The organism is Acinetobacter sp. ANC 4173 (assembly GCF_004331255.1).
Classification (GTDB): domain Bacteria; phylum Pseudomonadota; class Gammaproteobacteria; order Pseudomonadales; family Moraxellaceae; genus Acinetobacter.
This window is the reverse complement of the sequence record NZ_SJOF01000002.1, coordinates 115,544-141,791: the sequence shown is the minus strand read 5'-3', so window position 1 is coordinate 141,791 and position 26,248 is coordinate 115,544. Positions and strand designations below refer to the sequence as shown.

At 40.8% G+C, this 26,248-nt stretch carries 23 protein-coding genes and 2 pseudogenes; 12 read left to right on the top strand and 13 right to left on the bottom strand.

Features of this window, described 5'->3' with window-relative positions; translation table 11 throughout:
* Window positions 1-69: 69 nt before the first annotated feature.
* The 4 genes and pseudogenes from E0H94_RS03085 to E0H94_RS18985 form a co-directional block, all read left to right on the top strand.
* Window positions 70-1,194, top strand: coding sequence for an efflux RND transporter periplasmic adaptor subunit (locus tag E0H94_RS03085; protein ID WP_131325087.1), 1,125 nt, complete (start codon window positions 70-72; stop codon window positions 1,192-1,194).
* A complete protein-coding gene (locus E0H94_RS03080) occupies window positions 1,191-4,256 on the top strand; it encodes an efflux RND transporter permease subunit (protein WP_131325086.1) in 3,066 nt (1,021 codons plus the stop codon). Before E0H94_RS03085 ends, E0H94_RS03080 begins: the two co-directional genes overlap by 4 nt.
* Window positions 4,257-4,294: 38 nt before the next feature.
* On the top strand, window positions 4,295-5,044 hold the full coding sequence (locus tag E0H94_RS03075) for an oxidoreductase (protein ID WP_131325085.1): 750 nt from the start codon (window positions 4,295-4,297) through the stop codon (window positions 5,042-5,044).
* An 85-nt stretch (window positions 5,045-5,129) separates the two neighbouring features.
* Window positions 5,130-5,258: pseudogene (locus E0H94_RS18985) on the top strand (hydrolase or metal-binding protein); the annotation flags it as partial.
* Between the two features lie 246 nt (window positions 5,259-5,504).
* On the opposite strand, the gene E0H94_RS03065 reads toward E0H94_RS18985, so the two are convergent.
* The 6 genes from E0H94_RS03065 to E0H94_RS18440 all read right to left on the bottom strand — a co-directional run bounded on the left by E0H94_RS03065 (window position 5,505) and on the right by E0H94_RS18440 (window position 10,312).
* Window positions 5,505-6,587: an alkene reductase gene (locus E0H94_RS03065; protein WP_131325084.1), complete on the bottom strand. Its 1,083-nt coding sequence runs from the start codon at window positions 6,585-6,587 to the stop codon at window positions 5,505-5,507.
* A 59-nt stretch (window positions 6,588-6,646) separates the two neighbouring features.
* The gene (locus E0H94_RS03060) at window positions 6,647-7,186 is read right to left on the bottom strand and encodes a PaaI family thioesterase (protein ID WP_131325083.1); all 540 of its coding nucleotides are present in this window, start codon (window positions 7,184-7,186) and stop codon (window positions 6,647-6,649) included.
* Window positions 7,187-7,250: 64 nt separating this feature from the next.
* Complete coding sequence (locus tag E0H94_RS03055; protein ID WP_131325082.1) at window positions 7,251-8,258, bottom strand: aldo/keto reductase; 1,008 nt, start codon at window positions 8,256-8,258, stop codon at window positions 7,251-7,253.
* A gap of 14 nt (window positions 8,259-8,272) precedes the next feature.
* A complete protein-coding gene (locus E0H94_RS03050) occupies window positions 8,273-9,271 on the bottom strand; it encodes an NADP-dependent oxidoreductase (RefSeq protein ID WP_131325081.1) in 999 nt (332 codons plus the stop codon).
* Window positions 9,272-9,320: 49 nt separating this feature from the next.
* Complete coding sequence (locus E0H94_RS03045) at window positions 9,321-10,124, bottom strand: oxidoreductase (RefSeq protein WP_131325080.1); 804 nt, start codon at window positions 10,122-10,124, stop codon at window positions 9,321-9,323.
* A gap of 14 nt (window positions 10,125-10,138) precedes the next feature.
* The gene (locus E0H94_RS18440) at window positions 10,139-10,312 is read right to left on the bottom strand and encodes a hypothetical protein (protein ID WP_165495576.1); all 174 of its coding nucleotides are present in this window, start codon (window positions 10,310-10,312) and stop codon (window positions 10,139-10,141) included.
* Window positions 10,313-10,360: 48 nt separating this feature from the next.
* On the opposite strand from E0H94_RS18440, the gene E0H94_RS03040 reads away from it, so the two are divergent.
* The 4 genes from E0H94_RS03040 to E0H94_RS03025 are packed head-to-tail and all read left to right on the top strand — an operon-like array spanning window position 10,361 to window position 13,958.
* Window positions 10,361-11,374 (top strand): alpha/beta fold hydrolase, encoded by a 1,014-nt coding sequence (locus E0H94_RS03040; RefSeq protein ID WP_131325079.1) that lies wholly within the window; start codon window positions 10,361-10,363, stop codon window positions 11,372-11,374.
* A 24-nt stretch (window positions 11,375-11,398) separates the two neighbouring features.
* On the top strand, window positions 11,399-12,262 hold the full coding sequence (locus E0H94_RS03035) for an alpha/beta fold hydrolase (protein WP_131325078.1): 864 nt from the start codon (window positions 11,399-11,401) through the stop codon (window positions 12,260-12,262).
* Between the two features lie 49 nt (window positions 12,263-12,311).
* The gene (locus E0H94_RS03030; protein ID WP_131325077.1) at window positions 12,312-12,698 is read left to right on the top strand and encodes a helicase; all 387 of its coding nucleotides are present in this window, start codon (window positions 12,312-12,314) and stop codon (window positions 12,696-12,698) included.
* A 9-nt stretch (window positions 12,699-12,707) separates the two neighbouring features.
* Window positions 12,708-13,958 carry an NADH:flavin oxidoreductase/NADH oxidase family protein gene (locus E0H94_RS03025; RefSeq protein ID WP_131325076.1) on the top strand — a complete coding sequence of 417 codons (1,251 nt, stop codon included), beginning with the start codon at window positions 12,708-12,710 and terminating at the stop codon, window positions 13,956-13,958.
* Between the two features lie 62 nt (window positions 13,959-14,020).
* Here E0H94_RS03025 and E0H94_RS03020 read toward each other — a convergent pair whose 3' ends face one another.
* Together E0H94_RS03020 and E0H94_RS03015 are read right to left on the bottom strand one after the other, a co-directional pair.
* On the bottom strand, window positions 14,021-14,461 hold the full coding sequence (locus E0H94_RS03020; RefSeq protein ID WP_131325075.1) for a winged helix-turn-helix transcriptional regulator: 441 nt from the start codon (window positions 14,459-14,461) through the stop codon (window positions 14,021-14,023).
* 126 nt (window positions 14,462-14,587) lie between these two features.
* The gene (locus tag E0H94_RS03015) at window positions 14,588-15,520 is read right to left on the bottom strand and encodes a LysR family transcriptional regulator (RefSeq protein WP_131325074.1); all 933 of its coding nucleotides are present in this window, start codon (window positions 15,518-15,520) and stop codon (window positions 14,588-14,590) included.
* A 100-nt stretch (window positions 15,521-15,620) separates the two neighbouring features.
* Here E0H94_RS03015 and E0H94_RS03010 point away from each other — a divergent pair, with 100 nt between their 5' ends.
* A complete protein-coding gene (locus tag E0H94_RS03010) occupies window positions 15,621-16,055 on the top strand; it encodes a DMT family transporter (RefSeq protein WP_131325073.1) in 435 nt (144 codons plus the stop codon).
* 9 nt (window positions 16,056-16,064) lie between these two features.
* Window positions 16,065-16,526: a DMT family transporter gene (locus E0H94_RS03005; RefSeq protein ID WP_131325072.1), complete on the top strand. Its 462-nt coding sequence runs from the start codon at window positions 16,065-16,067 to the stop codon at window positions 16,524-16,526.
* Window positions 16,527-16,789: 263 nt separating this feature from the next.
* Here the strand turns inward: E0H94_RS03005 and E0H94_RS03000 are convergent.
* The 3 genes and pseudogenes from E0H94_RS03000 to E0H94_RS02990 all read right to left on the bottom strand — a co-directional run.
* A pseudogene (locus E0H94_RS03000) lies at window positions 16,790-17,008 on the bottom strand (transposase); the annotation flags it as partial.
* A 258-nt stretch (window positions 17,009-17,266) separates the two neighbouring features.
* Window positions 17,267-18,337, bottom strand: a complete 1,071-nt coding sequence (locus E0H94_RS02995; protein WP_131325071.1) for an alpha/beta hydrolase — start codon at window positions 18,335-18,337, stop codon at window positions 17,267-17,269.
* Between the two features lie 14 nt (window positions 18,338-18,351).
* A complete protein-coding gene (locus E0H94_RS02990) occupies window positions 18,352-18,849 on the bottom strand; it encodes a cyclophilin-like fold protein (protein WP_131325070.1) in 498 nt (165 codons plus the stop codon).
* Between the two features lie 302 nt (window positions 18,850-19,151).
* On the opposite strand from E0H94_RS02990, the gene E0H94_RS02985 reads away from it, so the two are divergent.
* Together E0H94_RS02985 and E0H94_RS02980 are read left to right on the top strand one after the other, a co-directional pair.
* On the top strand, window positions 19,152-20,339 hold the full coding sequence (locus tag E0H94_RS02985; RefSeq protein ID WP_131325069.1) for an MFS transporter: 1,188 nt from the start codon (window positions 19,152-19,154) through the stop codon (window positions 20,337-20,339).
* A gap of 172 nt (window positions 20,340-20,511) precedes the next feature.
* Window positions 20,512-21,402: a LysR family transcriptional regulator gene (locus E0H94_RS02980; protein WP_131325068.1), complete on the top strand. Its 891-nt coding sequence runs from the start codon at window positions 20,512-20,514 to the stop codon at window positions 21,400-21,402.
* 180 nt (window positions 21,403-21,582) lie between these two features.
* Here the strand turns inward: E0H94_RS02980 and E0H94_RS02975 are convergent, their stop codons facing one another.
* Together E0H94_RS02975 and E0H94_RS02970 are read right to left on the bottom strand one after the other, a co-directional pair.
* The gene (locus tag E0H94_RS02975; RefSeq protein ID WP_413773002.1) at window positions 21,583-23,052 is read right to left on the bottom strand and encodes an efflux transporter outer membrane subunit; all 1,470 of its coding nucleotides are present in this window, start codon (window positions 23,050-23,052) and stop codon (window positions 21,583-21,585) included.
* Window positions 23,053-23,068: 16 nt separating this feature from the next.
* Window positions 23,069-26,242: an efflux RND transporter permease subunit gene (locus E0H94_RS02970; protein WP_131325066.1), complete on the bottom strand. Its 3,174-nt coding sequence runs from the start codon at window positions 26,240-26,242 to the stop codon at window positions 23,069-23,071.
* Window positions 26,243-26,248: the final 6 nt, after the last annotated feature.

The following is a 26,248-nucleotide window of genomic DNA, read 5'->3' as shown; positions in this document are numbered from 1 at the left end:
ACTATTGACTAAATTGGTCACTTGATTAAAAATGAGTCTCCTGATTAATTTCTTAAGGGGGGCTCAAATATGCTTTATCGTCGCCTTATTCCGTTTACAGCAATATGTATATTTCCTTTTTTCTTGCTCGGTTGTGCTGAAAATACGCAATCTGACCCCCGTACTTCGGCGCCGTTAGTACGAGTCGCAACTGTACAAAATGAAATTACTTCTGATTCAAGAGCATTCACAGGCACGATAGGGGCGCGGGTAGAAAGTGATCTTGGCTTTCGTGTCTCTGGCAAAGTCATCAAACGATTTGTTGAAGCAGGCCAGGCAGTAAAGCGTGGTCAGTTACTGATGCGTATTGATCCGGTCGATTTAGAACTTGCAGCCAAAGCCCAACAAGAAGCTGTGGGTGCAGCCAGAGCCCGTGCAGAACAAGCAGAGAAAGATGAAGCCCGATATCGTGATTTACGAGGAAGCGGGGCTATATCTGCTTCTGCCTATGACCAAATTAAAGCGGCAGCGGATGCGGCAAGAGCGCAGCTAAATTCAACTCAAGCTCAAGCTAGGGTGGCAATAAACGCGAGTCACTATGCCGATTTAATTGCGGATGGTGATGGTACGATTATGGAAACACTGGTCGAACCAGGTCAGGTTGTCAGTGCGGGTCAAACAGTCATTCGCTTAGCTCATTCTGGTCAAAGAGAAGCAATCATTCAGCTTCCAGAGACATTACGTCCCGCAATAGGGACTATTGGTCAAGCCACACTCTTTGGTAAAGAAAATATAAGTGTCCCAGCTAAACTTAGACAGTTATCTAATACAGCAGATCAACTCACGCGTACTTTTGAGGCTCGTTTCGTCTTAGATGGCGATTTAGCAAACGCTCCTTTAGGTTCAACGGTTACTGTACGTATTGCCAATCAAAATGAGAGTTCACAACATTTTTTACAAGTGCCAGTTGGTTCCTTACTTGATAAGGGTAAGGGCGCTGGAGTCTGGGTAATTAATGGAAAAACTCAGAAAGTAACGTGGCGTCCCGTTGTTGTTAAACAGCTTGATGATGAATATGCGTATGTCACTGGCAATATTCAAAGTGGAGATCGAATTGTTGCTTTAGGTGCGCATTTGCTTCGAGAGGGTGAATTGGTACGTATTGCATCACAAGCAAGTCATCCTTCAGTTGGAAATGAAGGGGACCATTCATGAGTGAGAAAGGTTTTAACTTATCGGCCCTTGCTGTGCGGGAGCGCGGTATCACGCTATTTCTAATTTTTTTGATTTCAATTGCAGGCATCGTTGCTTTTTTTAAATTAGGTCGAGCCGAAGATCCAGCTTTTACAGTGAAGGTGATGACCATTGTGACGGCTTGGCCAGGGGCAACTGCTCAAGAGATGCAAGATCAAGTTGCTGAAAAAATCGAAAAACGGATGCAGGAGCTACGTTGGTACGATCGAACAGAAACCTATACCAGACCCGGCTTGGCTTTTACGACACTGACTTTGCTTGATAGTACGCCACCATCACAGGTTCAGGAGGAATTTTATCAGGCGAGGAAAAAAGTAAATGATGAGATGGGTAACTTACCTGCTGGTGTAATTGGACCACTCGTTAATGATGAATATGCAGATGTAACTTTTGCTTTATATTCATTAAAGGCAAAAAATGAAGCGCAAAGATTATTAGTCCGTGATGCAGAAACAATTCGACAGCAGTTACTTCATGTGCCGGGCGTAAAAAAAGTCAACATTATTGGTGAGCAATCTGAACGTATCTATATTGAATTTTCGCATGAGCGTTTGGCAACATTAGGTGTAAATCCACAAGATGTATTTGCTGCACTGAATAATCAGAATGTGCTTACTCCAGCGGGTTCTATTGAAACCAAAGGCCCTCAAGTTTTTGTCAGATTAGATGGCGCTTTTGACAAGTTACAAAAAATTCGTGACACCCCGATAACGGCTCAAGGTCGCACCTTGAAATTGTCAGATATTGCGACGGTTAAACGTGGAACTGAAGATCCTGCAACATTCATGATTCGTAATGGTGGGGAGCCGACCTTACTGTTGGGCGTGGTGATGCGCGAAGGATGGAATGGATTAGATCTAGGTAAATCATTAGAGAAAGAAGTCAGTTCCATCAACGAAGATTTACCTTTGGGCATCAGTTTAAACAAAGTAACTGATCAAGCGGTCAATATTAGCTCATCGGTAGATGAGTTCATGATTAAGTTCTTTGCAGCATTACTTGTGGTTATGTTTGTAAGCTTTATTAGTATGGGATGGCGCGTTGGTGTTGTGGTTGCTATGGCTGTGCCGCTTACATTAGCCATTGTTTTTGTAGTGATGTTAGCAACGGGTAAAAACTTTGACCGAATTACACTTGGCTCTCTTATTCTTGCTTTAGGTCTTTTAGTTGACGATGCCATTATTGCGATTGAAATGATGGTCGTAAAAATGGAAGAGGGATTTAGTCGTGTTGCAGCCTCCGCCTACGCATGGAGTCATACAGCAGCACCAATGCTTTCTGGAACATTAGTCACCGCTGTTGGGTTTATGCCAAATGGTTTTGCTCGCTCTTCAGCGGGTGAATATACCAGCAATATGTTTTGGATTGTTGGTATTGCGCTTATTGCTTCATGGATTGTGGCTGTAGTTTTCACTCCTTACTTGGGTGTGAAAATGTTGCCTGATTTTAAAAAGATCAAAGGCGGCCATACTGCAATTTATGACACACCACGATATAACCGTTTCCGTCAAATTCTTGAACGTGTGATTGCACGTAAATGGCTTGTTGCAGGCAGTGTTATCGGGTTATTTGTTTTAGCCGTAGGCGGAATGGCATTGGTGAAAAAACAATTTTTCCCAATCTCGGACCGACCTGAAGTGCTTGTTGAAGTACAGATGCCTTATGGTACATCGATTACACAAACAAGTGCCGCGACAGTAAAGGTTGAAGCTTGGTTATCTAAGCAACATGAAGCAAAGATTGTGACATCGTATATTGGTCAAGGCGCACCTCGTTTTTATTTTTCGATGGGGCCTGAGTTACCAGATCCAGCCTTTGCCAAGATTGTGGTACGAACTGACAATCAAGAAGAACGTGAAGCGTTAAAACACCGCTTAAGACAAGCTATTTCAAATGGACTTGCGACGGAGGCACAGCTACGTGTAACACAACTTGTGTTTGGACCCTATTCGCCATATCCAGTAGCTTACCGAGTTTCAGGCCCAGATCCAGAAAAATTACGTGCGATTGCAGCTCAGGTTCAGCAAGTTATGAACGCTAGCCCAATGATGAGAACTGTAAATACGGACTGGGGAACTCGTGTGCCAGCTCTACATTTCACATTGGAACAAGACCGTCTACAAGCAGTTGGTCTTACATCAAGTTCAGTTGCACAGCAATTACAGTTTTTGTTAACGGGTATTCCAATTACATCTGTACGTGAAGATATTCGTACCGTACAAGTGATTGCTCGTTCAGCAGGCGATATAAGACTAGACCCTGCAAAAATTGGTGATTTCACACTGACTGGTGCAAATGGGCAACGTATTCCTTTAGCACAAATTGGCAAAATTGAAGTACGGATGGAAGAACCCGTTATCCGCCGTCGAGATCGGGTGCCAACAATGACCGTTCGTGGAGATATTGCTGAAGGATTACAACCACCAGATGTATCAACTGCAATTAGCAAACAGCTTCAACCAGTCATTAAAGATTTACCAAAGGGTTATCAGATTGTAGAGGCGGGTTCCATTGAAGAGTCTGGTAAAGCCACTAAAGCCATGCTTCCTATTTTTCCGATCATGTTAGCCATGACTCTACTCATTATCATTCTTCAAGTGAGGTCTATTGCTGCAATGATTATGGTGTTTTTAACCAGCCCGTTGGGATTAATAGGTGTGGTACCAACGCTTCTGTTATTTCAGCAGCCCTTTGGTATTAATGCATTAGTTGGGTTGATTGCATTGTCTGGAATCTTGATGCGTAACACGCTCATCTTAATTGGACAGATTCAGCAAAACAAAGAAGCTGGGCTTGATCCGTTGAATGCAGTGGTTGAGGCCACAGTACAACGTGCCAGACCTGTAATTTTGACAGCTTTAGCAGCTATTTTAGCTTTCATTCCTCTGACTCACTCTGTGTTTTGGGGAACGCTTGCTTACACACTCATTGGCGGAACGCTTGCGGGAACCATTTTGACTTTGGTTTTCCTGCCAGCAATGTATTCGATCTGGTTCAAGATCGGGACTAAACCAGCGGTTTAATGATCAAATTTTCAAAATTAAAAGTTATTGGAGTTCATATGTTAAACTCAAAAGTGGTTGTAATTACAGGTGTTTCATCCGGCATTGGGCAAGTTACGGCAGAAAAATTTGCTAAACTCGGCCATAAAGTTTTCGGTACAGTCAGAAATAAAGTCAAAGCTCAAGCTATAGAAGGTGTTGAGCTTATTGAGATGGATGTGTCAGATGAAGATTCTGTCCAGCTCGGGATTCATTCTATTATTGATAAAGCTGGGCATATTGATATTTTGGTTAATAATGCTGGAGCAAGCTTAATTGGTGCAGTAGAGGAGACCACGATAAAAGAAGCAGAATTTTTATTTAACACCAATGTGTTTAGCATACTTCGTACCACACAAGCAGTATTGCCTTATATGCGAATACAGCATTATGGAAGAATTATAAATGTTAGTTCAGTATTGGGTTTCTTACCTTCACCGTATATGGGGTTATATTCGGCTACTAAACATGCGGTTGAAGGGTTGTCTGAGTCTTTAGATCATGAGCTTCGCCAATTTGGAATTCGTGTATCGATTGTTCAACCTTCATTTACTAAAACCAATTTAGATAAGAATGCACCTGTAGCAAGTTCTAAAATTCCTGAATATGACAATGAGCGTGATCTCGCTACTCAAGCCGTATTAAAGCAGATTGATCAAGCACCTCAGCCAGATAGTGTGGCTGATACAATTGTTACCGCGGCACTCAGTGATTGGCAAATGCGCCGTACACCATTTGGGCAAGCATCTTTGTTAAGTAAGTTGCGTTGATTTATGCCGAGTGGCCCAGTTGATAAAAGCATTAGAAAGACTTTTGGTTTGAGTTAAATTTTAATTTATTATTTCAATAAATCAGATCTATCAGAAGAGTAAACTGTGTGGTTTTAACCAATCTGCTTTAGATCAAGTGGCCTTACAGGGTTATGGCAATCAGGGGTTTGAGCTAAACTCTGAGGAGGGATTGGATACAGTCGATGATTTTTATTTAAATTCTAAGTCAGTTAGAGGCTAAAAATCGATGGATTTAAACAATATAATGTTTTTATTGAGGATATTTAGCAACAGTCGGTTCAAGCTTTGAATTAGCAAAAGGAGGTAATTTACCTCCTTTATTTTTTGCCAAAGATCATATCAATTATTTATACAAATGCTAAGAAAACCTCAATACAAGTCATTTATTAATAATGAATAACTACATCGAGACAATATTCACTGTTAGTCGTTATATGCATTAACCTATATAGCTGGAATAGTCGGTATAACCTTCAGCCCCTCCACCGTACAATGTTGCCGGATTTAACTCAGCCAATGGAAGGCCGTGTTTTAAACGTTCAACTAAATCTGGATTACTAATAAATAATTTTCCGAAAGCAAATAGGTCAGCTTCGTCAGATTCAAGGTGAGCATTCGCAAGTTCTAAATCATAACCATTATTGGCTAAATAGGTCTGCTCAAAACGGTTGCGTATAGCAGAGTAATCGAAAGGTGCTATGTTACGTGGTCCGCCTGTAGCACCTTCAACGACATGCAAATAGACGATACCGAGTTGATTGAGTTGTTCAGTAATGTAATTGTACTGAGGTTGAGGGTCACTACAGCTTATACCATTGGCAGGAGATACAGGAGATATACGAACACCTGTTCGATTAGCACCAATTTCACTGACTATAGCTTCAACCACTTCAAGTAATAATCGTGCTCGATTTTCGATAGATCCACCATATATATCAGTACGTTGGTTGGCACCATCTTTTATAAATTGTTCTAGTAAATATCCATTCGCAGCATGAATCTCAACTCCATCAAATCCAGCAGTAATGGCATTTGCTGCCGCTTGGCGGAAATCTGAAATAATGGCGGGAATTTCATATAATTCTAATGCTCGGGGTTCAGATACTTCAGTAAATGTATTATTTACAAAAGTCTTTGTATCTGCCCGAATCGCTGAAGGGGCGACAGGACTTGCCCCATTAGGTTGCAAATCAACATGAGAAATTCGGCCAACATGCCATAATTGAACAAAGATTTTTCCACCCTTTGCATGTATAGCATTTGTTACTTTTCGCCAAGTGTCAATTTGTTCAGACGTATATAACCCCGGTGTATCTTGATATCCTTGAGCCTGTGGAGAAATTTGAGTCGCTTCCGTAATAATAAGACCTGCGCTAGCACGCTGAGCATAATAATCAGCAGCAAACTCACTTGGCACAAGTCCTTTCCCTGCGCGGTTACGTGTGAGTGGAGCCATTACAATACGATTGTTGAGTTCAATGTTGCCTAATTGATAAGAACTAAAAAGAGTTTTACTTGTCATGTTACACCTCTAAATTTAATAATGATGTTGAATCAAAAAATCTACATTTTTAAAATTTGCTATGATGTTTTTTCAGGAGCATCGAAAATAAGGCATGTCGTTGTCGCATGTGCATATAATTTTCCATCAGGGCCTATTATTCGTCCTTCAGCAGTCGCTGTTTGGCGTCCGACATGGACGATTTTCCCCTCTGCTCGTACAAGAGGTGTTGCATCTGTCAGTGCCCGTACTATATTCACTTTGAGTTCGAGAGTGGTATAAGCCTTCCCAGCAGGGAGCGTGGTATGAATAGCGCAAGCAACAGCAGAATCAAGTAAAGTACAAAACCAGCCCCCATGCACACTCCCTAACGGATTGTAATGTTTGCGTTGAGGTCGGCCTTGAAAGACAGCAACTCCATACTCCATATGCACAGGAATATAGTCGAGCGTTTCTCCGATTGGAGGTGAAGGAAGCTCACCAGAAAAAATAGCATCAAAAACCTCTAATCCTGAGCGTTTTGTTAACTCAGATAAATGTACAGCATCAGGTACACCTAAGCGCAGACGAATTTCTTGTTCAGTTTCTTCCCATTGCTTGATAACATCCGTTATGTCCATGTCTAAGATCCTATTTTTAATTACTTAAATCTGAGTTTGTCTGAGAATGTTAACTATTTGTGATCTAAGCAATAATGGTTTGATGCTTTACACCACTGCTTAATATCGGTATTCGGTTTTGATCTGAAGTTGTAATTCGACTAACAGAATCTAACAGTTGGATTTGATCAGGTGACAAAACAACATCGATTGCATGTAGATTACTTTCTGCTTGCTGTAAAGATTTTGGTCCGATAATAGGAATAGGTCCATGTGTACCTGCCCAAGCAATTGCCACCTGATCAGCAGATACACTTAATTCACTAGCAATTGAAAGCACCGCATCTAAAATTGCTGTACGTTGAATCGAGTTTTCTTGCTGAAAAACCTTACCGCCAAAACCCTCTTCACGTCCTTTTTCACCCTTACGATATTTACCTGTGAGCATTCCACCACCTAAAGGTGACCATGTCACCATCCCTAACCCTAGTGCTTGAGAAGCGGGAATTAAATCTGCTTCAGGTTCCCGATTGACCAAACTATGCTGGAATTGCGCTGCTGCAATAGGGACTGTATTTTTAAGTTCTGCGATAGTTGCTGCACGAGATAGTCGCCATGCTGGAAAGTTTGATAGTCCTGCATAGAGAATTTTTCCTGCACGTGCCAAATCTTCTAAACCTCTTAAGAGCTCTTCACTTGGAGTAACATCGTCAGGATGGTGAACCCAGTAAAGATCAATATAATCCGTTTTTAATCTGCGCAAACTTTGCTCAATAGAATAAAGCATTGCTTTGCGACTATTTCCTTTATGTAGTTGGTTTGCATCAGGTGAAGCACCATTAGAAAATTTAGTGGCTAAGATAACCTCATTACGAATGCCTTGTAATAAGTCACCAAGAATTTGCTCAGATTGTCCAAATTGATAAACATCGGCTGTGTCTATGAAATTGCCACCTGCATTCAGATATGCATCCAGTATTAATTTAGCTTCTTCAGGTGAGGAACCATAACCCCAGCCTGTACCGAAGTTGCCAGTACCTAAAGCAATTTGTGAAACATTTAAACCTGTTTGACCAAACAATTGATAATTCATATTTATCTCCGATCTTATTCAGAAACTTTTAAGACGACTTTACCTTTTGCTCGTCCAGTATTTACATATTGGAAAGCATTTTTAATCTCACTAAACTCATAAGTCTTATCGACTACTGGATTTATTTTCCCGGACTCGACTAATTTGGAAATTTCAGATAACTGTTGACCATTCGGCTGCATAAACAAAAATGAATATGTAATGTCCCGTTTTTTTGCTTTATGACGAATCGACCAACTTAAAAGAGGGATAATACCTCTCAATAACCAGTTGGCTTTGATTGCCTCAGCAAAAGCACGATCAGGCGGACCAGAAATACTGATAATACGACCACCACGTTTAAGAATATTCATAGACTTCTCTAAAGTTTTTCCACCTTGTGTATCTAAAACCACGTCATAGTCTTTAAGCACTTGCCCAAAATCTGTCGTTTTGTAGTCAATGATCGTGTCTGCACCTAACTCTTTGACCCAGAGAATATTTTTTCCACTTGTCGTGGTCGCGACGGTTGCGCCTAAATGTTTGGCAAGCTGAATAGCAATTGATCCAACACCGCCTGAACCGGCATGAATCAATACTTTTTGTCCTGCTTGAACTTTCGCAATTTCGACTAAGGCTTGCCATGCAGTTAAGGATACAAGCGGTAGAGACGCAGCCAGTTCCATAGAGATATTTTGAGGTTTTAGTGCAAGTGAAGATTGCTGAGCCACTGTATATTCTGCAAAGGCACCATTCGAATCTGTCTTGGCATACACTTCATCATCAATTTTGAACTGAGTAACATTTGATCCAATTTGAACAACTGTACCAGCGAAATCATTGCCTAAAATAAAAGGAAATTGAACGGGCAGAATTGCCTTGAATTCACCTTCTAAAACTCTTAAGTCGAGTGGGTTAATACTTGCTGCATGAACTTTAATGAGTACATCATTTTCTGTTAGAACTGGTGTGGATTGTTCATCCAGTAGTACATCATTGATATTGCCGTAGCGGTTAATGTAGGCTGCTTTCATATTAAGACCTCTATTTTTTGAATTTTGTTTTAACGTTTTATAAGCATCATTAAACTTTCAAGCTGCGTTGAATTAATTTATCGAAGATCTTCACTGGGGTAAATTTTCGTAAATTCTTCAAATGTTTTGCTGCCTTGCCTGAGGTATAGCGGGGCAATATGTTTTGACTCTCAATGACATTTAAAATGGTATGGGCAACCACACTTGGGTCATCTGACTTGTTTATAGAGCTAATCATTTGTCGATGTAACTTTTTACGCATTTGATCGTAAAAAGAAACTTTATTGTCTGCTTCAAGTAAGTTTAATCCTAAAGAAGTATTGGTATAAGCAGGTTCAATCAAAGACACACGAATGCCTTGTGATCTTAACTCGTGATCTAAAGATTCAGAATAACCTTCAAGTGCATGTTTAGACGCAGAATAAAGAGCGCCAAAAGGCATCGGCACAAGTCCAAGAATTGAACTGATATTTAAAATAAGTCCTGAGTTTTTCTGACGCATGTGCGGAATAACTGCACGAGTCATTCGAACGGCACCGAAAAAGTTAGTATCAAAAATAGCCTGTGCTTGCTGCATTGAGCTTTCTTCAGCACCAGCGGGTGATATTGCAAATCCAGCATTGTTAATTAAGACATCAATTCGGCCTTCATTTGCTATTACTTTTTCAATAGCTTGAGTGGCCGAGTCATCTTGATTTACATCTAACTCAATCAGATGAAATTTATAGTTTGATGAATTTTTTGCTTGTCTGCTTGTGCCATAAACAATAAATCCAGCCTCATGTAAAAGGTCTGCGGTTGCTAACCCAATACCCGAAGATGCACCTGTAATGAGAACTACTTTGCTGGTCATATCATGTTCCTTACTTAAACTTTGTCGCCTGAACCAATCAATTCCGGCTTGATTTTTTCATCATAATCTAAAAATAAAATAGTTACTACTAAAAAGATAGTTACAATATGTTTTTGCCTGTGTATAGTTGGTATTAAATCGATACTTACTCTGTTTTTTATCTTTTCTCCTTTTGAAAGATCACTCATAAAAAACAGATGAATCAGATCAATGAATTAAATTTTAGGATCAGAGAAATGAAGTTTTTATTAAATACAGTGGCTATGAGTTTGACGGCGATATCTATTTTTAGTGTTCCTTTAACTCAGGCAGAGGTTGTGCCATCGGTTTCTTTTAATGAACCATCAATTCAGGCACATAAAGTGTTATCAAGTGCCGTTAGCAATCTGCAAGCAGGGCAACACGCCGAGCAAGATACAAATTGGAAGAATGTACCCACTCAATTTATTCGTGCAGGCGGCGTTAACTTCGCTTACCGAGAATATGGTCAACAAAATGGTGGAACGCCTGTCATTTTCTTAAATCACTTGGCGGCTGTTCTAGATAATTGGGACCCACGAATTATTGATGGAATTGCCGCTAAACATCATGTGGTGGTGTTTGATAATCGTGGGGTCGGTGCTTCTACAGGTAAACCAGCCCAGTCAATTGAGCAAATGGCAGGCGATGCGATTGCTTTCATTCAAGCAAAAGGCTTTAAGCAAGTTGATTTATTTGGCTTCTCGATGGGCGGCATGATTTCACAAGAGATTGCTTTGAAGCAGCCGAATTTAGTTCGAAAAATGATTTTGTCGGGAACTGGCCCTGCGGGAGGTACAGGCATTAGTACCGTAGGGCGAATTTCTAATTGGGATTTAGTCCGTGGAATGGCTACCGGTCAAGATCCTAAGGTTTATCTTTTCTTCACACGTACAGAAAATGGTAAAGCTGCTGCAAAACAGTTTATTCAACGTATTAACGAACGTACCAAAAACCGCGATAAAGAAATCACCATTTCTGCCTATCGTGCTCAGCTTAAAGCACTCAAAAAATGGGGCAGTAAGAAACCTTCCGACCTTTCTGTGATTCAACAACCTGTCTTAGTTGCTAATGGTGATCATGACCGAATGGTCCCAACCGTGAACACCTATGATTTGGCAAAACGTTTGCCGAATAGCTCTGTTGTTATTTACCCCGATGCTGGCCATGGCGGAATTTTTCAGTTTCATGAAGATTTTGTAAAACAATCACTTACATTCTTAGCGAAATAAGAACTTAAATTTAGGACAATGACGATGACAACAATTATACACCAAACAGCCGAGACTCAATTCATTGAAGTAGATGGAGCAAAATTTGCCTATCGTCGATGGGGTAACTCAAACACAGGGCAACCACCGCTATTTTTTCTTCAACACTTTCGAGGCGGTTTAGACAACTGGGACCCAATCATTACCAATGGTTTGGCACAAGGGCGTGAAGTCATTTTATTTAATGGTCGAGGCATTGCTTCATCTACAGGTCAGCCTCGTACCCGTATTGAAGATATGGCAGATGATGCAGCCGCAGTCATTCGTACATTGGGCTTAAAACAAGTTGATGTATTAGGCTTTTCACTCGGCGGCTTTCAGGCACAAGATTTAGTACGCCGTCATTCGGAACTTGTAAGAAAGCTGATGCTTTTAGGTACAGGATCAAGAGGCGGTAAACCACGCGGTGATGACCCAGAAGTAGCTACGTTGGTATTGAAACATGCAACAACTGCTGTGCCATCTGAAGAAGACTTTCTCTTTTTATTTTTTGGCCGATCTGAAGCTGCTATTCAAGCGGGCCGTGAATTTTGGCAACGTCGACATGAGCGTAAAAATCAAGATACACCAAGCTCAGTTGAGGCAATGCAGGCACAGATAGAAGCCAATATGCATTTCTTACCTAAACTTGATGAACAAGATCCATTTGCACATTTACGTGAGATTAAACAACCTACTTTCATTTTAAATGGTGTTGATGATGTGATGATTCCGACTATCAACGCATATCACATGGCACTTAACATTCCAAACGCTCAGTTATTTATCTATCCAGATGCAGGACATGGCGCCCAATTTCAATACCCTGAACGCTTTGTAAAACATGCAATACAGTTTTTAGATGAATAAATGCTTGTGAGTTCTGTCCAGTTAATTTGATGAATCAAGAAGACAAAAAATGATGAAATTTAAATTATTGCTGTGGATGCTCACCAAGCTCATGCAGCGTGCGGTAAAAAAGAATCCGAAATGTGCGGCCTATGTGAATGACAAAAATGTCACCTTTCAGATTCAGACGGCAAGTGGTGAAGGGCGCTATTTTGAAGTCAAGAATGGCAAGATTAACTCTTACTCTGGGCTAACCAAGTCACCTAGTTTTATCTTTACATTTAAGACTGCGAGTAAAGGATTCGCTGTATTGTCTGCTAAAGACAGTGTGAATACTTTTTTAACTGCGCTTAAAACACAAGACCTTGTCATTAGCGGAAATTTTGTAGATGTGATGTGGTTTCAAAGTTTAGTGGACTTTATTCAACCTCATTCAAAACCCACTTTAACTGTGTGAGATAAGGCCATGACTCATTTGCAATTAAAAACCAATCTTTTGAATCAGCCTTTAACTTTGCCGAATGGCATTATCGTTCCAAACCGTTTAGCAAAGGCTTCAACCAGTGAAACCTTAGCCACCTATTCAAATAACCCAAACGAAAAGCATGTTCGGCTATATGAGCGCTGGGCTGCCTCAGGTATTGGAATGATCATAACTGGCAACATCATGATTGACCGACGTGCCTTGGGTGAGGCGGGTAATGTAGTAGTTGAGGATGAACGTGATTTTACAATTTTACAGAAATGGGCAAAATCCGTGACTGAACAAGGTTCTCAATTGTGGGCACAGTTGAATCATCCTGGGAAACAATCACCGAAAGGACTAAATGTACGTAATATTTCTGCATCGGCAGTGCCGTTTAGGCCAGAAATGCAATCTTTATTTGCGACGCCTGATGAAGCCACACATGCAGAGATTATCGATATTATTCAGCGTTTTGGTCGTAGCGCAGCAATTTGTAAAAAAGCAGGATTTAGTGGCGTTGAGATTCATGCTGCACATGGTTATCTGATTAATCAGTTCTTATCGCCTTTGCATAATTTAAGAAATGATGAGTGGGGCGGTACACCTGAAAAACGCCGTCGTTTTTTAATGGAAGTTTATGCAGAGATCCGTAAACAGGTCGGTAAAGAGTTTCCTATTGCGATTAAGCTTAACTCGGCAGACTTTCAAAAAGGCGGCTTTACCGAACAAGACTCGTTAGAAACTATTCAGGCTTTAGCCAATGCGGGCATTGACCTTATAGAAATATCAGGCGGTACTTATGAATCTGGCGTAGCCAAAGCACCACAAAAAGCATCGACCATTGCACGTGAAGCTTTCTTTATTGATTTCGCAGAAAAGGTAAGAAAACTTGTAAAAACTCCACTCATGGTTACAGGTGGTTTTCGGACCGTAGAAGGCATGAATCAAGCTTTGCAGTCTCAAGCGTGTGATGTTATTGGGATTGCGAGAATTATGGCGATTGAACCTGATGTACCCAAACTTTTACTAGCTGGAAAAAATGGTCTTCAGTCAGTGCATCCAATTAAAACAGGCATTAAGAAGGTCGATAGTCTAGGTATTATGGAAGTATTTTGGTACACCCAACAATTAAAACGCATAGGTAAAGGTCAAGAGCCAAAACCTCATGAAAGTGGTTTATGGGCATTTATTAAATTGGTTTTAAGCAGTGGTTGGGGAACGTATGCCACCCAACGAGTACGGGCAAAATAACCGATTTAATTTATATGAGCCCAATAAAAAGCACTCCAATTGAGTGCTTTTTAATTAAAATCTTATTCGGTTTTTTGGCGAATAGGGCGAGTACCAATTTCGGCACCAGTGATTTGATCAATCACAATTGGCTTAATTTCAGTGCCTTGTTCTGCATCAAGAAAAGTCACCATTTTTTCGGGTTGTTCAAAGGGTTTATGTTTTCTACCCCATGCACCAATCACAAATAAAGCTGGTAAAAAATCTTTACCCGCTTCAGTTAATAGGTACTCTTCACGTGGCGGATGTTCAGAATATTGTCTTTTTTCGAGTAAGCCTTCCTCTACTAAAACAGACAAACGTTTAGTTAGCATGGTTGGTGCAATACCCAAACTTTTACGGAACTGATCAAAACGTGTAAAACCCGCATGAGCATCACGTAAAATCAACATACTCCACGCATCACCGAGAACAGAAAGACTTCTAGCGATTGGGCAGACTTCAAGATTGCTATTTTTACTCATATCGAATTAATAAACCCAATAGTAACTACTAAAAAAATACTAACACAATTCCACTAAATAAGCTATTACACTCGTAATGCCGATGGATAGGTTTTAGTTAAAAAAACTGTGTACTTCAATATAGATTTAATTCTGCCAGTAAGGCGTTTCACCGTAGACTTCAGCAAAATAATCAATAATTACCCGAATATTTAAAGGCGGATGACGCACATTCGGATAAATTGCGGCGATGTGCTGAGGCTGCGATTTAATTGAGGCTTGATATTGCGGTAAAAGTTTTATTAATTTGCCAACCTTTAAAGCCTCACCAATTAACCAGTCAGGGAACAAAACAATTCCCATCCCATGGAGTGCAGCCGTCATTAAGCTCTCAGCATTATTTGAAGCAAGTAGCGGCACAATTGGATAATGTATCCATTCCTCATTGGGTTTTCTAACCAACCAACGATTAGGACCTTCAAATCCTTTATAGACTAAGCATTTATGGTCATTAAGTTCTTTGGGGTGATCAAGCGCACCGTATTTAGCAATGTAGCTAGGCGAGGCTGCTAAATGATATTTTTGTGTGCCGAAAATACGTGCATGAAACGATGAATCTGTCAGGGTTCCAATACGAAAAATTAAATCGGTACTATCCCTAAGCGGATCTATAAATTCGTCTGTCTGAATGAGCTCTATTAAAAGCCTTGGATAACGTTCTGATAAACCCGCTAACCAAGGCGCAATATGCCGTTGACCAAAAAATACGGGTGCATTAATTCGGACCAGTCCAGAGGGTTCTATTGTTTTATCTTGCAATGCCTTTTGAGCTTCATCAAATTGCTCTGTAATTCTTTTGGCATATTCAAAAAATAATTTGCCCGATTCGGTCGGAGTGATGGCTCGTGTATTTCGATAGAAAAGTTGTTGCCCCAACGCATTTTCTAACTGTTGAATGGTCCGAGAAATCATCGATGCCGACACATCTTCTTTTCTCGCCACCACAGAGAAGTTTTGAGCATTATATACACTGATAAAAAAACGAAGAGTACGAATATCAATCGAATTAGTTAAATTCATCTGTGAAATTTATGCAAAAGTGATTCATGAATTATGCTGTTTTTCTGATGAATTAGCTACTTTAGTATTCGTTGCCTAGATACAGATGAGGCAATTTTTTATGCAAATTCTATTACTGCTCCTCACCATTTTGGGTGGAATGGGGTTATCCGTAGAAGCAGGGCTTTTAGGCCCATTAGGTACAGAAGTTGGGGAGTTGTGGGCTACTTTTAGTATTTTTGGCGTAGGGGCAGCCCTTACTTTTTTATTAATGTTGTTCTTTAGCCCACGGAACAGCCCTTCATTTTTTACCCTTCCATCTTGGCAGTTGTTGGGAGGCGTTATTGGTCCGATCTACGTTATTATTCTCACCATTACCGCGCCGATTATTGGTATTGCCATGACCATGATTGGGATTTTGGCGGGTCAAGTTTTTAAAAGTCTTATTATTGATCACTATGGACTACTCGGAACTCCGCATAGAAAAGTAGATCGTAAACGTGTGCTTGCGCTTGTTTTTATTGTGGTTGCACTTTCATTAGTTGCAAAAGCATAGGAGGGTAATATGACAATATTCATGATTTTATTGGCTGTCATCGGCGGTGCTCTTTTAAGTGTTCAAGCCGCTATTAATGGACAGCTTGGCAGTAAAGTTGGCGTATTCCGTAGTGCATTTTTAACGTTTTCGGTAGGCGCTTTAATTACGGCATTGCTTATTTTTTATTTTGAACCAAAACAAACATTAACCCTGCTAGATGTACCTAAATGGCAACTGCTTGGAGCAATGTGTGGCGTTCCCTATATTGTGATTATGGTCTTAGCTGTACAAAGAATAGGGGCAGCTGTTGCTACGGTTGCGGTGATTTTTGGGCAACTCTTAATGAGTATGTTGATTGATAATTTTGGTTGGTTTGGCAATGAAATTCTGCCTTTTTCAACATATCGATTAGGCGCACTCATCTGTTTAGCGATTGCACTTTATTTTATCTATTCGAGTAGTAAAACGACTCAAATCGAAACTGAATAGCTAATATGCTTATCAAGCAGGAGAGTTTTATTAAGATAATATTTAAGATGGGCTTTGTTGCACAAAGATTTAAAATTAAAGTTCACCTAAGTTATCTAAATTTAAGATACAACTCGGGTATGAGGTCTGCCTAAATCCATAAATTTATTTAATACGGCCACACGTGCATCAATCTGATTGACTTGGCTGTGAAAGTTTCGCGCACTGAGTTTATTAGCCATATTATCTAACTTAAAGGTGTCTATAAAATTGGTAACTATTCAAACCATGCGTAAAGAAAGTCGAAATAGAGATTTAATCATTAAGCAACATTGGATTGCTATGTCTGAGTAAGTTTGATTTCGACCTTGTCTGCCTTTTGGTTGAGCATACCACTGTGTTTTAGGGTCAAACCAAATGGCAATATTTCCACGATTAATGAGAGCTCGGTTGTATGAAGACCAATTGAGAGTACGATAAATTTTATGGGAAGGCTTATTCATTTGAAAATTATATTGCTGAATAAGCCTTTAGAGATAGGTTTGTGCAACAAAGCCCTTTTAAATTATAAAATACTTCATTCATGACACAACTGCGCCCAGTCAGCCATCAAATCTTTATGTTCTTCAATGTGGTTATACCTACTACAATCAGAATAAGGATAACTTTATATCGTGTTTTCATCATGACTAGGGAATCACCTAAATACATTGCTAAAAAACCAAGTTGAGTGAGTTCGCTCAACTTAGTTAAAATAAGCTTTACTTTAAGTATTGATTAAAGAAGTTGGTCATCTTATCAAACGGAATGATGTCAACACGGTCATACAGATCAACATGATTGGCATTAGGAACAATATAGAGTTCTTTTGGTTGGGCTGCCGCCTCATAAGCTGTTTCACTAAAATAGCGTGAATGTGCTTTTTCACCATGAATAAAAAGAATAGGGCGAGGTGAAATTTCTTTAATGTACGTCAAAATTGGCATATTCATAAATGAAATTGGTGTCGTCATTGACCAAGCATTGCCTGAGTTGACTGCACGAGGATGATAGCCACGAGGCGTCATGTAGTAGTCATGATAGTCAACTAAGAACTGTGCTTCACCGCCACTTAATTTATTGTAAGCTGGTTGATAGGCAGGCTTTCCATTTTTTGCATCGATCCAACGTTGAGCACTGAGCTGTTCCAGCGTTTTGTTACGCTGTTCTGGTGTAACACTATCATTATACCCTTTAGACATTACTCGGGTCATATCGTACATCGTGCTTGTGACAACAGCTTTTACTCGCTTATCTACGGCCGTCGCATTGAGTGCCATACCGCCCCAACCACAGATTCCGATCATTCCAATACGGGTTTGATCAATGTTGGGTTGCAGTCCGATAAAGTCTACAGCAGCACTAAAATCTTCGGTATTAATATCTGGCGAAGCAATATTACGGGGTTCACCACCACTTTCACCTGTATAAGATGGATCAAATGCTAAAGTGACAAAACCTCGTTCTGCCATAGTTTGCGCATAGAGTCCAGATGATTGCTCTTTTACTGCACCAAACGGTCCGCCAACCACGATAGCTGGAAGTTTGCCTTTAGCATTTTTAGGGATATACAAATCGGCAGCTAGGGTAATGCCATATCGGTTTTTAAACGTCACTTTTTGATGCTCGACTTTGTTACTTTGCACAAAGGTCTTGTCCCATTTAGTGATGAGTTTTAAATCCTGATTAGCCAATGTGACTTGGTTCATACCTAATGCTCCAATACTCAGGCTAAGAATAGCAAAAGTTTTTTTAAGAAAACGGTGTGATGTTGCTGGTGTGTAATGAGACATAGAGTTCATTCCTGTTATTTTGAATCGATTGAGATCGTGACCTTAAAGGGCTTATTGCCTGAAAATGCTTTTGGTAAAGTATCGAATTTGCCTAGATAAATGAGGCTGTTGGCAATACCATCAAAGTCTTTGTAAAAGATGGCGAGATTTCCCCAAGGCGCATAGTAGGCAATATCACCCGCTTTGGCTGAGTGCCCATTTGGTGCTCCCTGTGAAGTCAGTTTTTTAGGCAGATAGGCAATTTTTTCTGTTACCGCATAATCGGTCAGTTCTAAAGTAAGAGGAAGCTGCTTGATAAAATCCTGTGTAGTAGGTGAATCTTTTAAACGAACAAACACAGGTTCGACTGAACCCTCAATATCAAAACGAATATTCATACTGGAAACCTTTTTTTTTGCAGCAGGTTGTTCTGCATTGGTCTTTGCTTCTGTACAAGCACTGATCCCAAGTATCAGGACAAGTAGAGCAATGCCACCGACAACCGAAAAGTCAGGTTTAATTTCTTGCATCATGTTGTTCTCCCCGATTAGGTGGGCAGTTAACGTTTTAAACGTCAGCATGAACCACACTCGTCTGCTGAGATGATTTGATAATCAGTATAAAGGTGAAGGTGGCTAAGGATTAGCCCCTAAAAACGGTATGATCATATGAATTTAATTCATGAATTTAGAGCTAAAATAATTTTTATTTTGAGGGAATTGCTTTATTGAATCCTGATTAATGAATCAGTCTCATAACTCTATTCATGAAAAGGTACTTATTCATGATGTGGGGTATCTTTATCATGGTTTTCTCATTTTTATAGAGAAAGTCTATGACACCTGCACAGCAATCTTCCGAGATAGAACAGCAGCCGGCATACTGGAGTGGCGTATTTGCCATGACCTTGTGTGTATTTGCATTGATCGCCTCCGAATTTATGCCTGTCAGTTTACTAACACCGATTGCCAAAGATTTAAGTGTCACGGAAGGTTTGGCTGGATATGGTATTGCTATTTCAGGTGCATTTGCGGTTATTACCAGTCTATCGATTTCACGTCTGGCAGGCAGCATCAACCGTAAAACTTTGCTGCTTTCCTTGACCGCATTAATGGTGGTTTCAGGAACGGTGGTGGCGCTTGCCCAAAATTACTGGGTTTATATGTTTGGTCGGGCTTTAATTGGTGTAGTTGTCGGTGGTTTTTGGTCAATGTCCGCAGCAATCGCAATTCGTCTTGTACCTACAACATCTGTTCCTAAAGCCTTAGCTATTTTTAATAGTGGCAATGCTTTAGCGACTGTGGTTGCACCACCTCTAGGGAGCTATTTAGGCACAATGATTGGTTGGCGTGGAGCATCTTTTTGTTTGGTGCCGATTGCAATTTTAGCCTTTATTTGGCAATGGATTAGTCTACCTTCTTTAAAAAATCAAACATCTGCATCTAACTCATCAGATGGGATATTTAAATTATTAAATCATCGGATTGTGCTGATTGGTATGTTGGCAACGGGTCTACTATTTATGGGACAGTTCTCTCTTTATACTTATATTCGTCCATTTCTTGAAACAGTGGCAAAGGTCAATATATCAACATTATCTTTCACTTTATTCGTGATTGGCATTATGGGCTTTGTGGGAACACTATCTGTTGGCTTCATATTCAAACGTCATTTTTACGGGACTTTAATTGCTATTCCGCTTCTCATGGCAGCAATTGCCATCACACTGATTGGCTTTGGGACATGGTCTGTTTTAGTAATTGTGATGCTGGGTTTTTGGGGCTTAATCGGAACAGCTGCACCTGTAGGATGGTGGAGCTGGATTACTCAGACTTTTCCGAACAATGCTGAAGCAGGTGGGGGCTTATTTGTCGCAATTGTTCAGCTATGTATCGCATTGGGCTCAACGGTTGGCGGTTTGTTGTTTGACCATAGTGGCTATCAGATGACCTTTGCTGTCAGTGCAATTCTTTTAATTATTTCTGCCGCTTTAACAATTTGGGTTTCACGATTAACCACCTAAGGTGTATCTATCATCCGTTTGTTCCATTCATTAAATGCTTTCGGTAATTCATTATAAATAAGGATCTAAAATAGAATTATGAATACACTTTATTTCATTAATAGTAGACACGATACAATGCCCAACGTGTAATAAAGATAATGGCTGATATTGAGCAACAGGAGTTTACGCCTTGATTAGTAGAGAGAACTATAACGACCTACATGCTTTTCTGATGGTGACACGAGAGGGCAGTTTTACCAAGGCAGCAGGTAAACTTGGTGTTTCACAATCAGCGCTCAGCCATAGCATTCGTGGTCTTGAAGAGCGGTTAGGTATTTTATTGTTAAATCGAACTACTCGTAGCGTATCGCCCACCGAAGCGGGTGAGCGTTTAAGACAAACCATTAGTGCTAGTTTTGACCAGATTGATAATGAACTGACATTATTGAATACCTTTCGGGATACACCAGCAGGTAGAGTTAGAATAAATGCCAGCAGCCATGCCATACAACATATCCTGATTCCCAAACTGGTAAAAATTGCTCATCTTTATCCTGATGTTGAAGTAGAGTTTAGTGCCAATAGTGGCATGGTGGATATTGTTGCTGAGCATTTTGATGCAGGTGTTAGGTTTGGCAGTCGGGTGGCTGATGGTATGGTTGCCGTGAGAATTGGAGAGGATGTCAGAATGGCTGTGGTTGCAACGCCTGATTATTTCCAGCGTTATAGTATTCCTCAAACTCCCAATGACTTAGATCAGCATCAATGTATTGGTTTTAGGTTAATGACTCAAGGAGGAATCTATGCATGGGAGTTTGAAAAAGAAAGACAGGAATTTAAAGTTAAGATTAACCCGCAATGGGTGTTTAATGAAAGTTTTGATATTGCCCGAGCTGTTAAGTTGGGTATGGGACTAGCTTACATTCCCAAAGATATGGTGGAAAAGGAAATCGAGCAGGGTGATTTAATTCAGGTCTTGGAAGAATTTAGTATCCAGTTTTCAGGGTATCACCTTTATTACCCCCATCGCAGACAACAGTCTTCTGCTTTGAAGCTGGTGATAGATACGTTAAGAATTTGATTTTTAGTGCTATTAAAAAATTTAGATCATGTGATACGACAGGGTTATGATATTCCAGTTCTGAGGTGAAATCAGAGTAATATCAACTAAACCATGACCCACGTATAAGTTATTCAGAAAGATTTTCAGCATTGAGTATGAATTGACATGTAGCCAATTCATACTAAAAGGTTTGATCTTTTATTGAGCGAAAGCTTGTGTCTGATTCATCGTCCATCCACCACCTAAAGCACGAATTAAGTCCACACTGGCTATCATACGACTGCCATGAAGCTGTGCAGCTAATTGCTCTTGTTGAAGTATATTACGATCAGAATCAATCACATCTAGATAACTGATAACGCCTTCACGATAGCGCAAATGTGAAAGTTTGTTTGCATGCTGAGAAGATGAAAGTGCTTGAGCTTGTGCATTTATTTGTTGCTCTAGAATGCGTTGATCAGACAACCCATTTTCAACTTCACGGAATGCATTCAGCACGGTTTGTCGATAATTGGCAATACTTTCTTCATAAGCCGCTCTTGCTTGTGCAACACCAGCTTTACGCTGTCCACCGTCAAATAAAGGTAAAGACAAAATTGTACCTGCGACAGGACCCAATAAGAATGTTCGGCTAGACCATTGTGTTAAATCCCCAAGTGTTGATGACTCATAACCCAAAGCCCCCGTAAGGCTCAGCCGTGGGAAAAATGCCGCACGAGCAATCCCTATTCGTGCATTATCTGCGGCCATAGCACGTTCGGCAGCAGCAATATCAGGGCGTCTTTCAAGTAGACTTGATGGTAAACCCGCAGGTATTCGAATAGTAGTTTTAGTTAGTACTTGCTTAGGCAGACCGAAATCAGCTGGAGGTTTACCCAGTAGCACCGCAAGAGCATGTTCAGCATTTGCTCGACTACGTTCAATACTGAGTAAATTGGTTTGCGCTGTGGACAATTCAGTTTGTGCACGAAACACATCAAGTTCACTGACTGCTCCATTTTTAAAGCGAGCTTGCATTAAATGATGTGATTCAGTCAGCAGTTTAATCATTCGCTCATAAATGACTTGTTCTGTGTCTAACTGCCTAATTTGAAAATAACTTTGTGCAACATCGGCTTGTAATGCCAAAAGTGCAGATTGATATAAAATTTCTTGTTGCTGTACATCGGCTGTTGCTGCATTCACACTACTGGCTATACGACCAAATAAGTCTAGCTCATACGCCACATTTGTTTGTGCACGCCACAAAGTTTGTGTTGAAGTCTGCGCATTCGTATCTAATCCTTGAGAAGCAGGAGAAAGCCTTTGTCGTGTAGGGCCGAAACCCACGCCAATACTTGGCATACGTTCGGCTTGTGCTGCTGACTTTAAAGCACGAGATGCTTGAATATTGGCAGCAACAGATTTTAGGTTTTGATTGCCTGCAATGGCTTGTTGTTCTAGCTCATTCAACTCAGCATTATTGAAAACATGCCACCATTCGCCTCTAGATTGTATATCGTTGGGTTGGGCAACCTTCCAGTTTTCATCTTCTGGAAGGGATGTTGCTTCTTTAAATTTAAGTGGAGTCGCTACGTTTGCTGGTTCATATTGTGGCGCCAATGAGCAGCCTGCAAGTAGCAGGCTTCCCATAAGCGAGGACAATAACCAGATCTGTTTTTTAGGCATGATCATACCGTCCATTTTAGTGATGTGGATTGATAGGAGCTTCGTGTGGGCTAGCTGAATGCAGTTTATGTCCACGATTCAAGGTTCGAATGAGCACATAGAAAGCAGGTGTAAGGAATAAACCGAAGAAAGTTACACCCAACATGCCAGAGAAGACGGCAACGCCCATTGCATGACGCATTTCTGAGCCAGCACCTGTAGAAAGAACTAACGGTACAACCCCCATAATGAAAGCGAATGAAGTCATTAAAATTGGACGTAAACGTAGACGGCTGGCTTCAACGGCCGCTTTAAAGGCGGTCATCCCTTGCATTTCAAGCTCACGAGCAAACTCAACAATCAAAATCGCATTCTTACAGGCCAGCCCAACCAGTACCATTAAACCAATTTGAGTGAAAATATTGTTGTCACCATTGGTCAGCCATACTCCTGTGAGTGCAGCTAAAATTCCCATCGGTACAATTAAAATTACGGCTAAGGGTAGGGTTAAACTTTCATATTGCGCCGCTAAGACGAGAAAGACCAACAAGACGCTAATCGGAAATACCCACAGTCCAGCATTTCCTGCCAGAATTTTTTGATAGGTTAAATCGGTCCATTCAAATTTGATGCCACGTGGTAAGGTTTGTGCAGCAATACGTTCCGCAGCAGCCTCAGCTTGACTCGATGAATAGCCTGGTGCAGGGCCACCATTAATATCGGCTGCACTATATCCGTTATAACGCACGGCCATTTCGGGACCATAGGTTTGTGTCACATTGACCAATGAAGACAATGGCACCATCTGCCCAGCGCTATTGCGGGTTTTCAGTTGCAAAATATCTTCAGGATTGGCTCGATAGGGTGCATCAGCTTGCGCTCGTACCTGATAAACACGGCCAAAACGGTTAAAGTCATTGACATACTGAGAGCCCAAGTAAATTTGCATCGTGCTAAACACATCTGTAACAGCCACACCTTGTTGCTTGGCTTTTACACGATCCAAATCGACATTGAGTTGAGGTACATTAATTTGATAGCTTGAAAACATTGGACCAAGTTCTGGCGCTGATTGAGCCGCTTTGATAAAGTTTTGTGTCGCATCATTTAAAGCGGAATAACCCAATGCACCACGGTCTTCAAGCTGCATTTTGAAACCACCGACAGTTCCTAAACCCATAACTGGCGGAGGAGGGAAAACCGCAATATAGGCTTCTTGAATGGCTGCATATTTTTGGTTGAGCGCACTTGCAATGGCACTAGATGAAAGCTCATTGCTTTTGCGTTCATCAAACGGTTTCAGGGTTACAAAAACAATGCCCGCACTTGAGCTGTTGGTAAAACCATTAATAGATAAACCAGGGAAGGCAATCGCACTTTCGACACCCGGCTGTTTCAGTGCTGCATCACTCATTTTACGAATAACGTCTTCTGTTCGATTTAAAGAAGCACCATTGGGTAATTGTGCAAAACTAATCAGATACTGTTTGTCCTGAGCTGGAACGAATCCACCAGGCACAATATAAGAAATACCAATAGTTAAACCAAGCAATACTGCATAAACACCCATAGCTGAAGTTTTGTGTGAAATAACACGACTCACGCCTTGACTATAACGATCAGATGCACGTGAGAATATACGGTTAAATGCTTTGAAAAATCGTCCAAATACGCGGTTCATACCACGCGTCAACGCATCAGGTTTGGCATCATGACCTTTGAGTAAAATCGCGGCTAAAGCAGGGGAGAGGGTGAGTGAATTAAACGCAGAAATCACCGTTGAAATCGCGATGGTCATGGCAAATTGTTTATAAAATTGCCCCGTTAAACCTGTCATAAAAGCAAGCGGTACAAACACGGCACATAGCGTCAGGGCAATGGCAATAATCGGACCACTGACTTCACGCATGGCACGATAAGTTGCATCTCTCGGGTTTAATCCTGCTTCAATATTCCGTTCGACATTTTCCACGACGACAATTGCATCATCGACGACAATGCCGATGGCAAGGACCATTCCAAATAGGGATAGCGCATTGATGGAATAGCCAAATGCTAGCATCAATGCAAATGTACCAATAATAGATACAGGTACAGCAAGTAAAGGAATAATAGATGCACGCCATGTTTGCAGGAATAAAATCACCACTACAACGACCAGTGCAATTGCTTCAAGTAAGGTATGGACTACAGCTTCAATACTGGCACGAACAAACTGCGTCGGATCGTAAACAATTTCATACTGAATTGAAGACGGAAAATCTTTTGACAGTTCCTGCATGGTGTCACGCACTTGCTCAGACACTTGCAAAGCATTTGCACCCGGAGCTTGGAAAATAGGAATGGCAACAGCTTGTTTATTGTCCAATAACGAGCGTAAACCATATTCTGAAGCAGCAAGTTCTACACGAGCAACATCTCCTAAGCGAGTGACTGCACCATTTGAATCTGTTTTTAGAATAATATCGGCAAATTCTTGTTCGGTACTTAAACGACCTTGGGCATTAACTGAAAGTTGTATAGGTGCATTACTTGGAGATGCACCAATCGTCCCTGCAGCTACTTGAATATTCTGCTCGCGGATTGCACTGACAATTTCACTAGCTGTTAAATTTCTTGCGGAGATTTTCTGCGGATCTAGCCAAATCCGCATGGAATAATCACCTGAGCCAAATAGACCAACTTCACCGACACCTTGCAAACGTGCTAAACGGTCTTTGACATTGAGCACCGCATAGTTACGTAAGTAGGTCATGTCATAACGACTATCTGGTGATGTTAAATGCACCACCATAGTCAAGTTCGAAGAGCTTTTAAGTGTTGTCACCCCTAAACGCTGTACATCTTCAGGTAAACGCGGTAAGGCTTGTGAGACTCGGTTTTGTACCAGTTGTTGAGCTTTATCTGGATCAACCCCAAGTTTAAAGTTCACAGTGACCGTTAGATTACCGTCACTGTTGGCTTGAGACTGCATATACAACATGTCTTCTACACCATTGATTGATTCTTCAAGTGGTGAAGCGACAGTTTCGGCAATGACTTTCGGGTTAGCGCCTGGGTATTGAGCACGAACGACCACAGAGGGCGGTACGACTTCAGGATATTCAGAAATAGGCAGTTTAAAGACGGACAATACACCTGCCAACACGATGAGCACGGACAGTACGCCTGCAAATATGGGGCGATCAATGAAAAATTTAGAGATATTCATACACGA

Coding starts and splice junctions, on each gene's coding strand:
- E0H94_RS03085 (WP_131325087.1), top strand. CDS start 70: ATGCTTTATCGTCGCCTTATTCCGTTTACAGCAATATGTATATTTCCT.
- E0H94_RS03080 (WP_131325086.1), top strand. CDS start 1,191: ATGAGTGAGAAAGGTTTTAACTTATCGGCCCTTGCTGTGCGGGAGCGC.
- E0H94_RS03075 (WP_131325085.1), top strand. CDS start 4,295: ATGTTAAACTCAAAAGTGGTTGTAATTACAGGTGTTTCATCCGGCATT.
- E0H94_RS03065 (WP_131325084.1), bottom strand. CDS start 6,587: ATGACAAGTAAAACTCTTTTTAGTTCTTATCAATTAGGCAACATTGAA.
- E0H94_RS03060 (WP_131325083.1), bottom strand. CDS start 7,186: ATGGACATAACGGATGTTATCAAGCAATGGGAAGAAACTGAACAAGAA.
- E0H94_RS03055 (WP_131325082.1), bottom strand. CDS start 8,258: ATGAATTATCAATTGTTTGGTCAAACAGGTTTAAATGTTTCACAAATT.
- E0H94_RS03050 (WP_131325081.1), bottom strand. CDS start 9,271: ATGAAAGCAGCCTACATTAACCGCTACGGCAATATCAATGATGTACTA.
- E0H94_RS03045 (WP_131325080.1), bottom strand. CDS start 10,124: ATGACCAGCAAAGTAGTTCTCATTACAGGTGCATCTTCGGGTATTGGG.
- E0H94_RS18440 (WP_165495576.1), bottom strand. CDS start 10,312: ATGAGTGATCTTTCAAAAGGAGAAAAGATAAAAAACAGAGTAAGTATC.
- E0H94_RS03040 (WP_131325079.1), top strand. CDS start 10,361: ATGAAGTTTTTATTAAATACAGTGGCTATGAGTTTGACGGCGATATCT.
- E0H94_RS03035 (WP_131325078.1), top strand. CDS start 11,399: ATGACAACAATTATACACCAAACAGCCGAGACTCAATTCATTGAAGTA.
- E0H94_RS03030 (WP_131325077.1), top strand. CDS start 12,312: ATGATGAAATTTAAATTATTGCTGTGGATGCTCACCAAGCTCATGCAG.
- E0H94_RS03025 (WP_131325076.1), top strand. CDS start 12,708: ATGACTCATTTGCAATTAAAAACCAATCTTTTGAATCAGCCTTTAACT.
- E0H94_RS03020 (WP_131325075.1), bottom strand. CDS start 14,461: ATGAGTAAAAATAGCAATCTTGAAGTCTGCCCAATCGCTAGAAGTCTT.
- E0H94_RS03015 (WP_131325074.1), bottom strand. CDS start 15,520: ATGAATTTAACTAATTCGATTGATATTCGTACTCTTCGTTTTTTTATC.
- E0H94_RS03010 (WP_131325073.1), top strand. CDS start 15,621: ATGCAAATTCTATTACTGCTCCTCACCATTTTGGGTGGAATGGGGTTA.
- E0H94_RS03005 (WP_131325072.1), top strand. CDS start 16,065: ATGACAATATTCATGATTTTATTGGCTGTCATCGGCGGTGCTCTTTTA.
- E0H94_RS02995 (WP_131325071.1), bottom strand. CDS start 18,337: ATGTCTCATTACACACCAGCAACATCACACCGTTTTCTTAAAAAAACT.
- E0H94_RS02990 (WP_131325070.1), bottom strand. CDS start 18,849: ATGATGCAAGAAATTAAACCTGACTTTTCGGTTGTCGGTGGCATTGCT.
- E0H94_RS02985 (WP_131325069.1), top strand. CDS start 19,152: ATGACACCTGCACAGCAATCTTCCGAGATAGAACAGCAGCCGGCATAC.
- E0H94_RS02975 (WP_413773002.1), bottom strand. CDS start 23,052: ATGCCTAAAAAACAGATCTGGTTATTGTCCTCGCTTATGGGAAGCCTG.
- E0H94_RS02970 (WP_131325066.1), bottom strand. CDS start 26,242: ATGAATATCTCTAAATTTTTCATTGATCGCCCCATATTTGCAGGCGTA.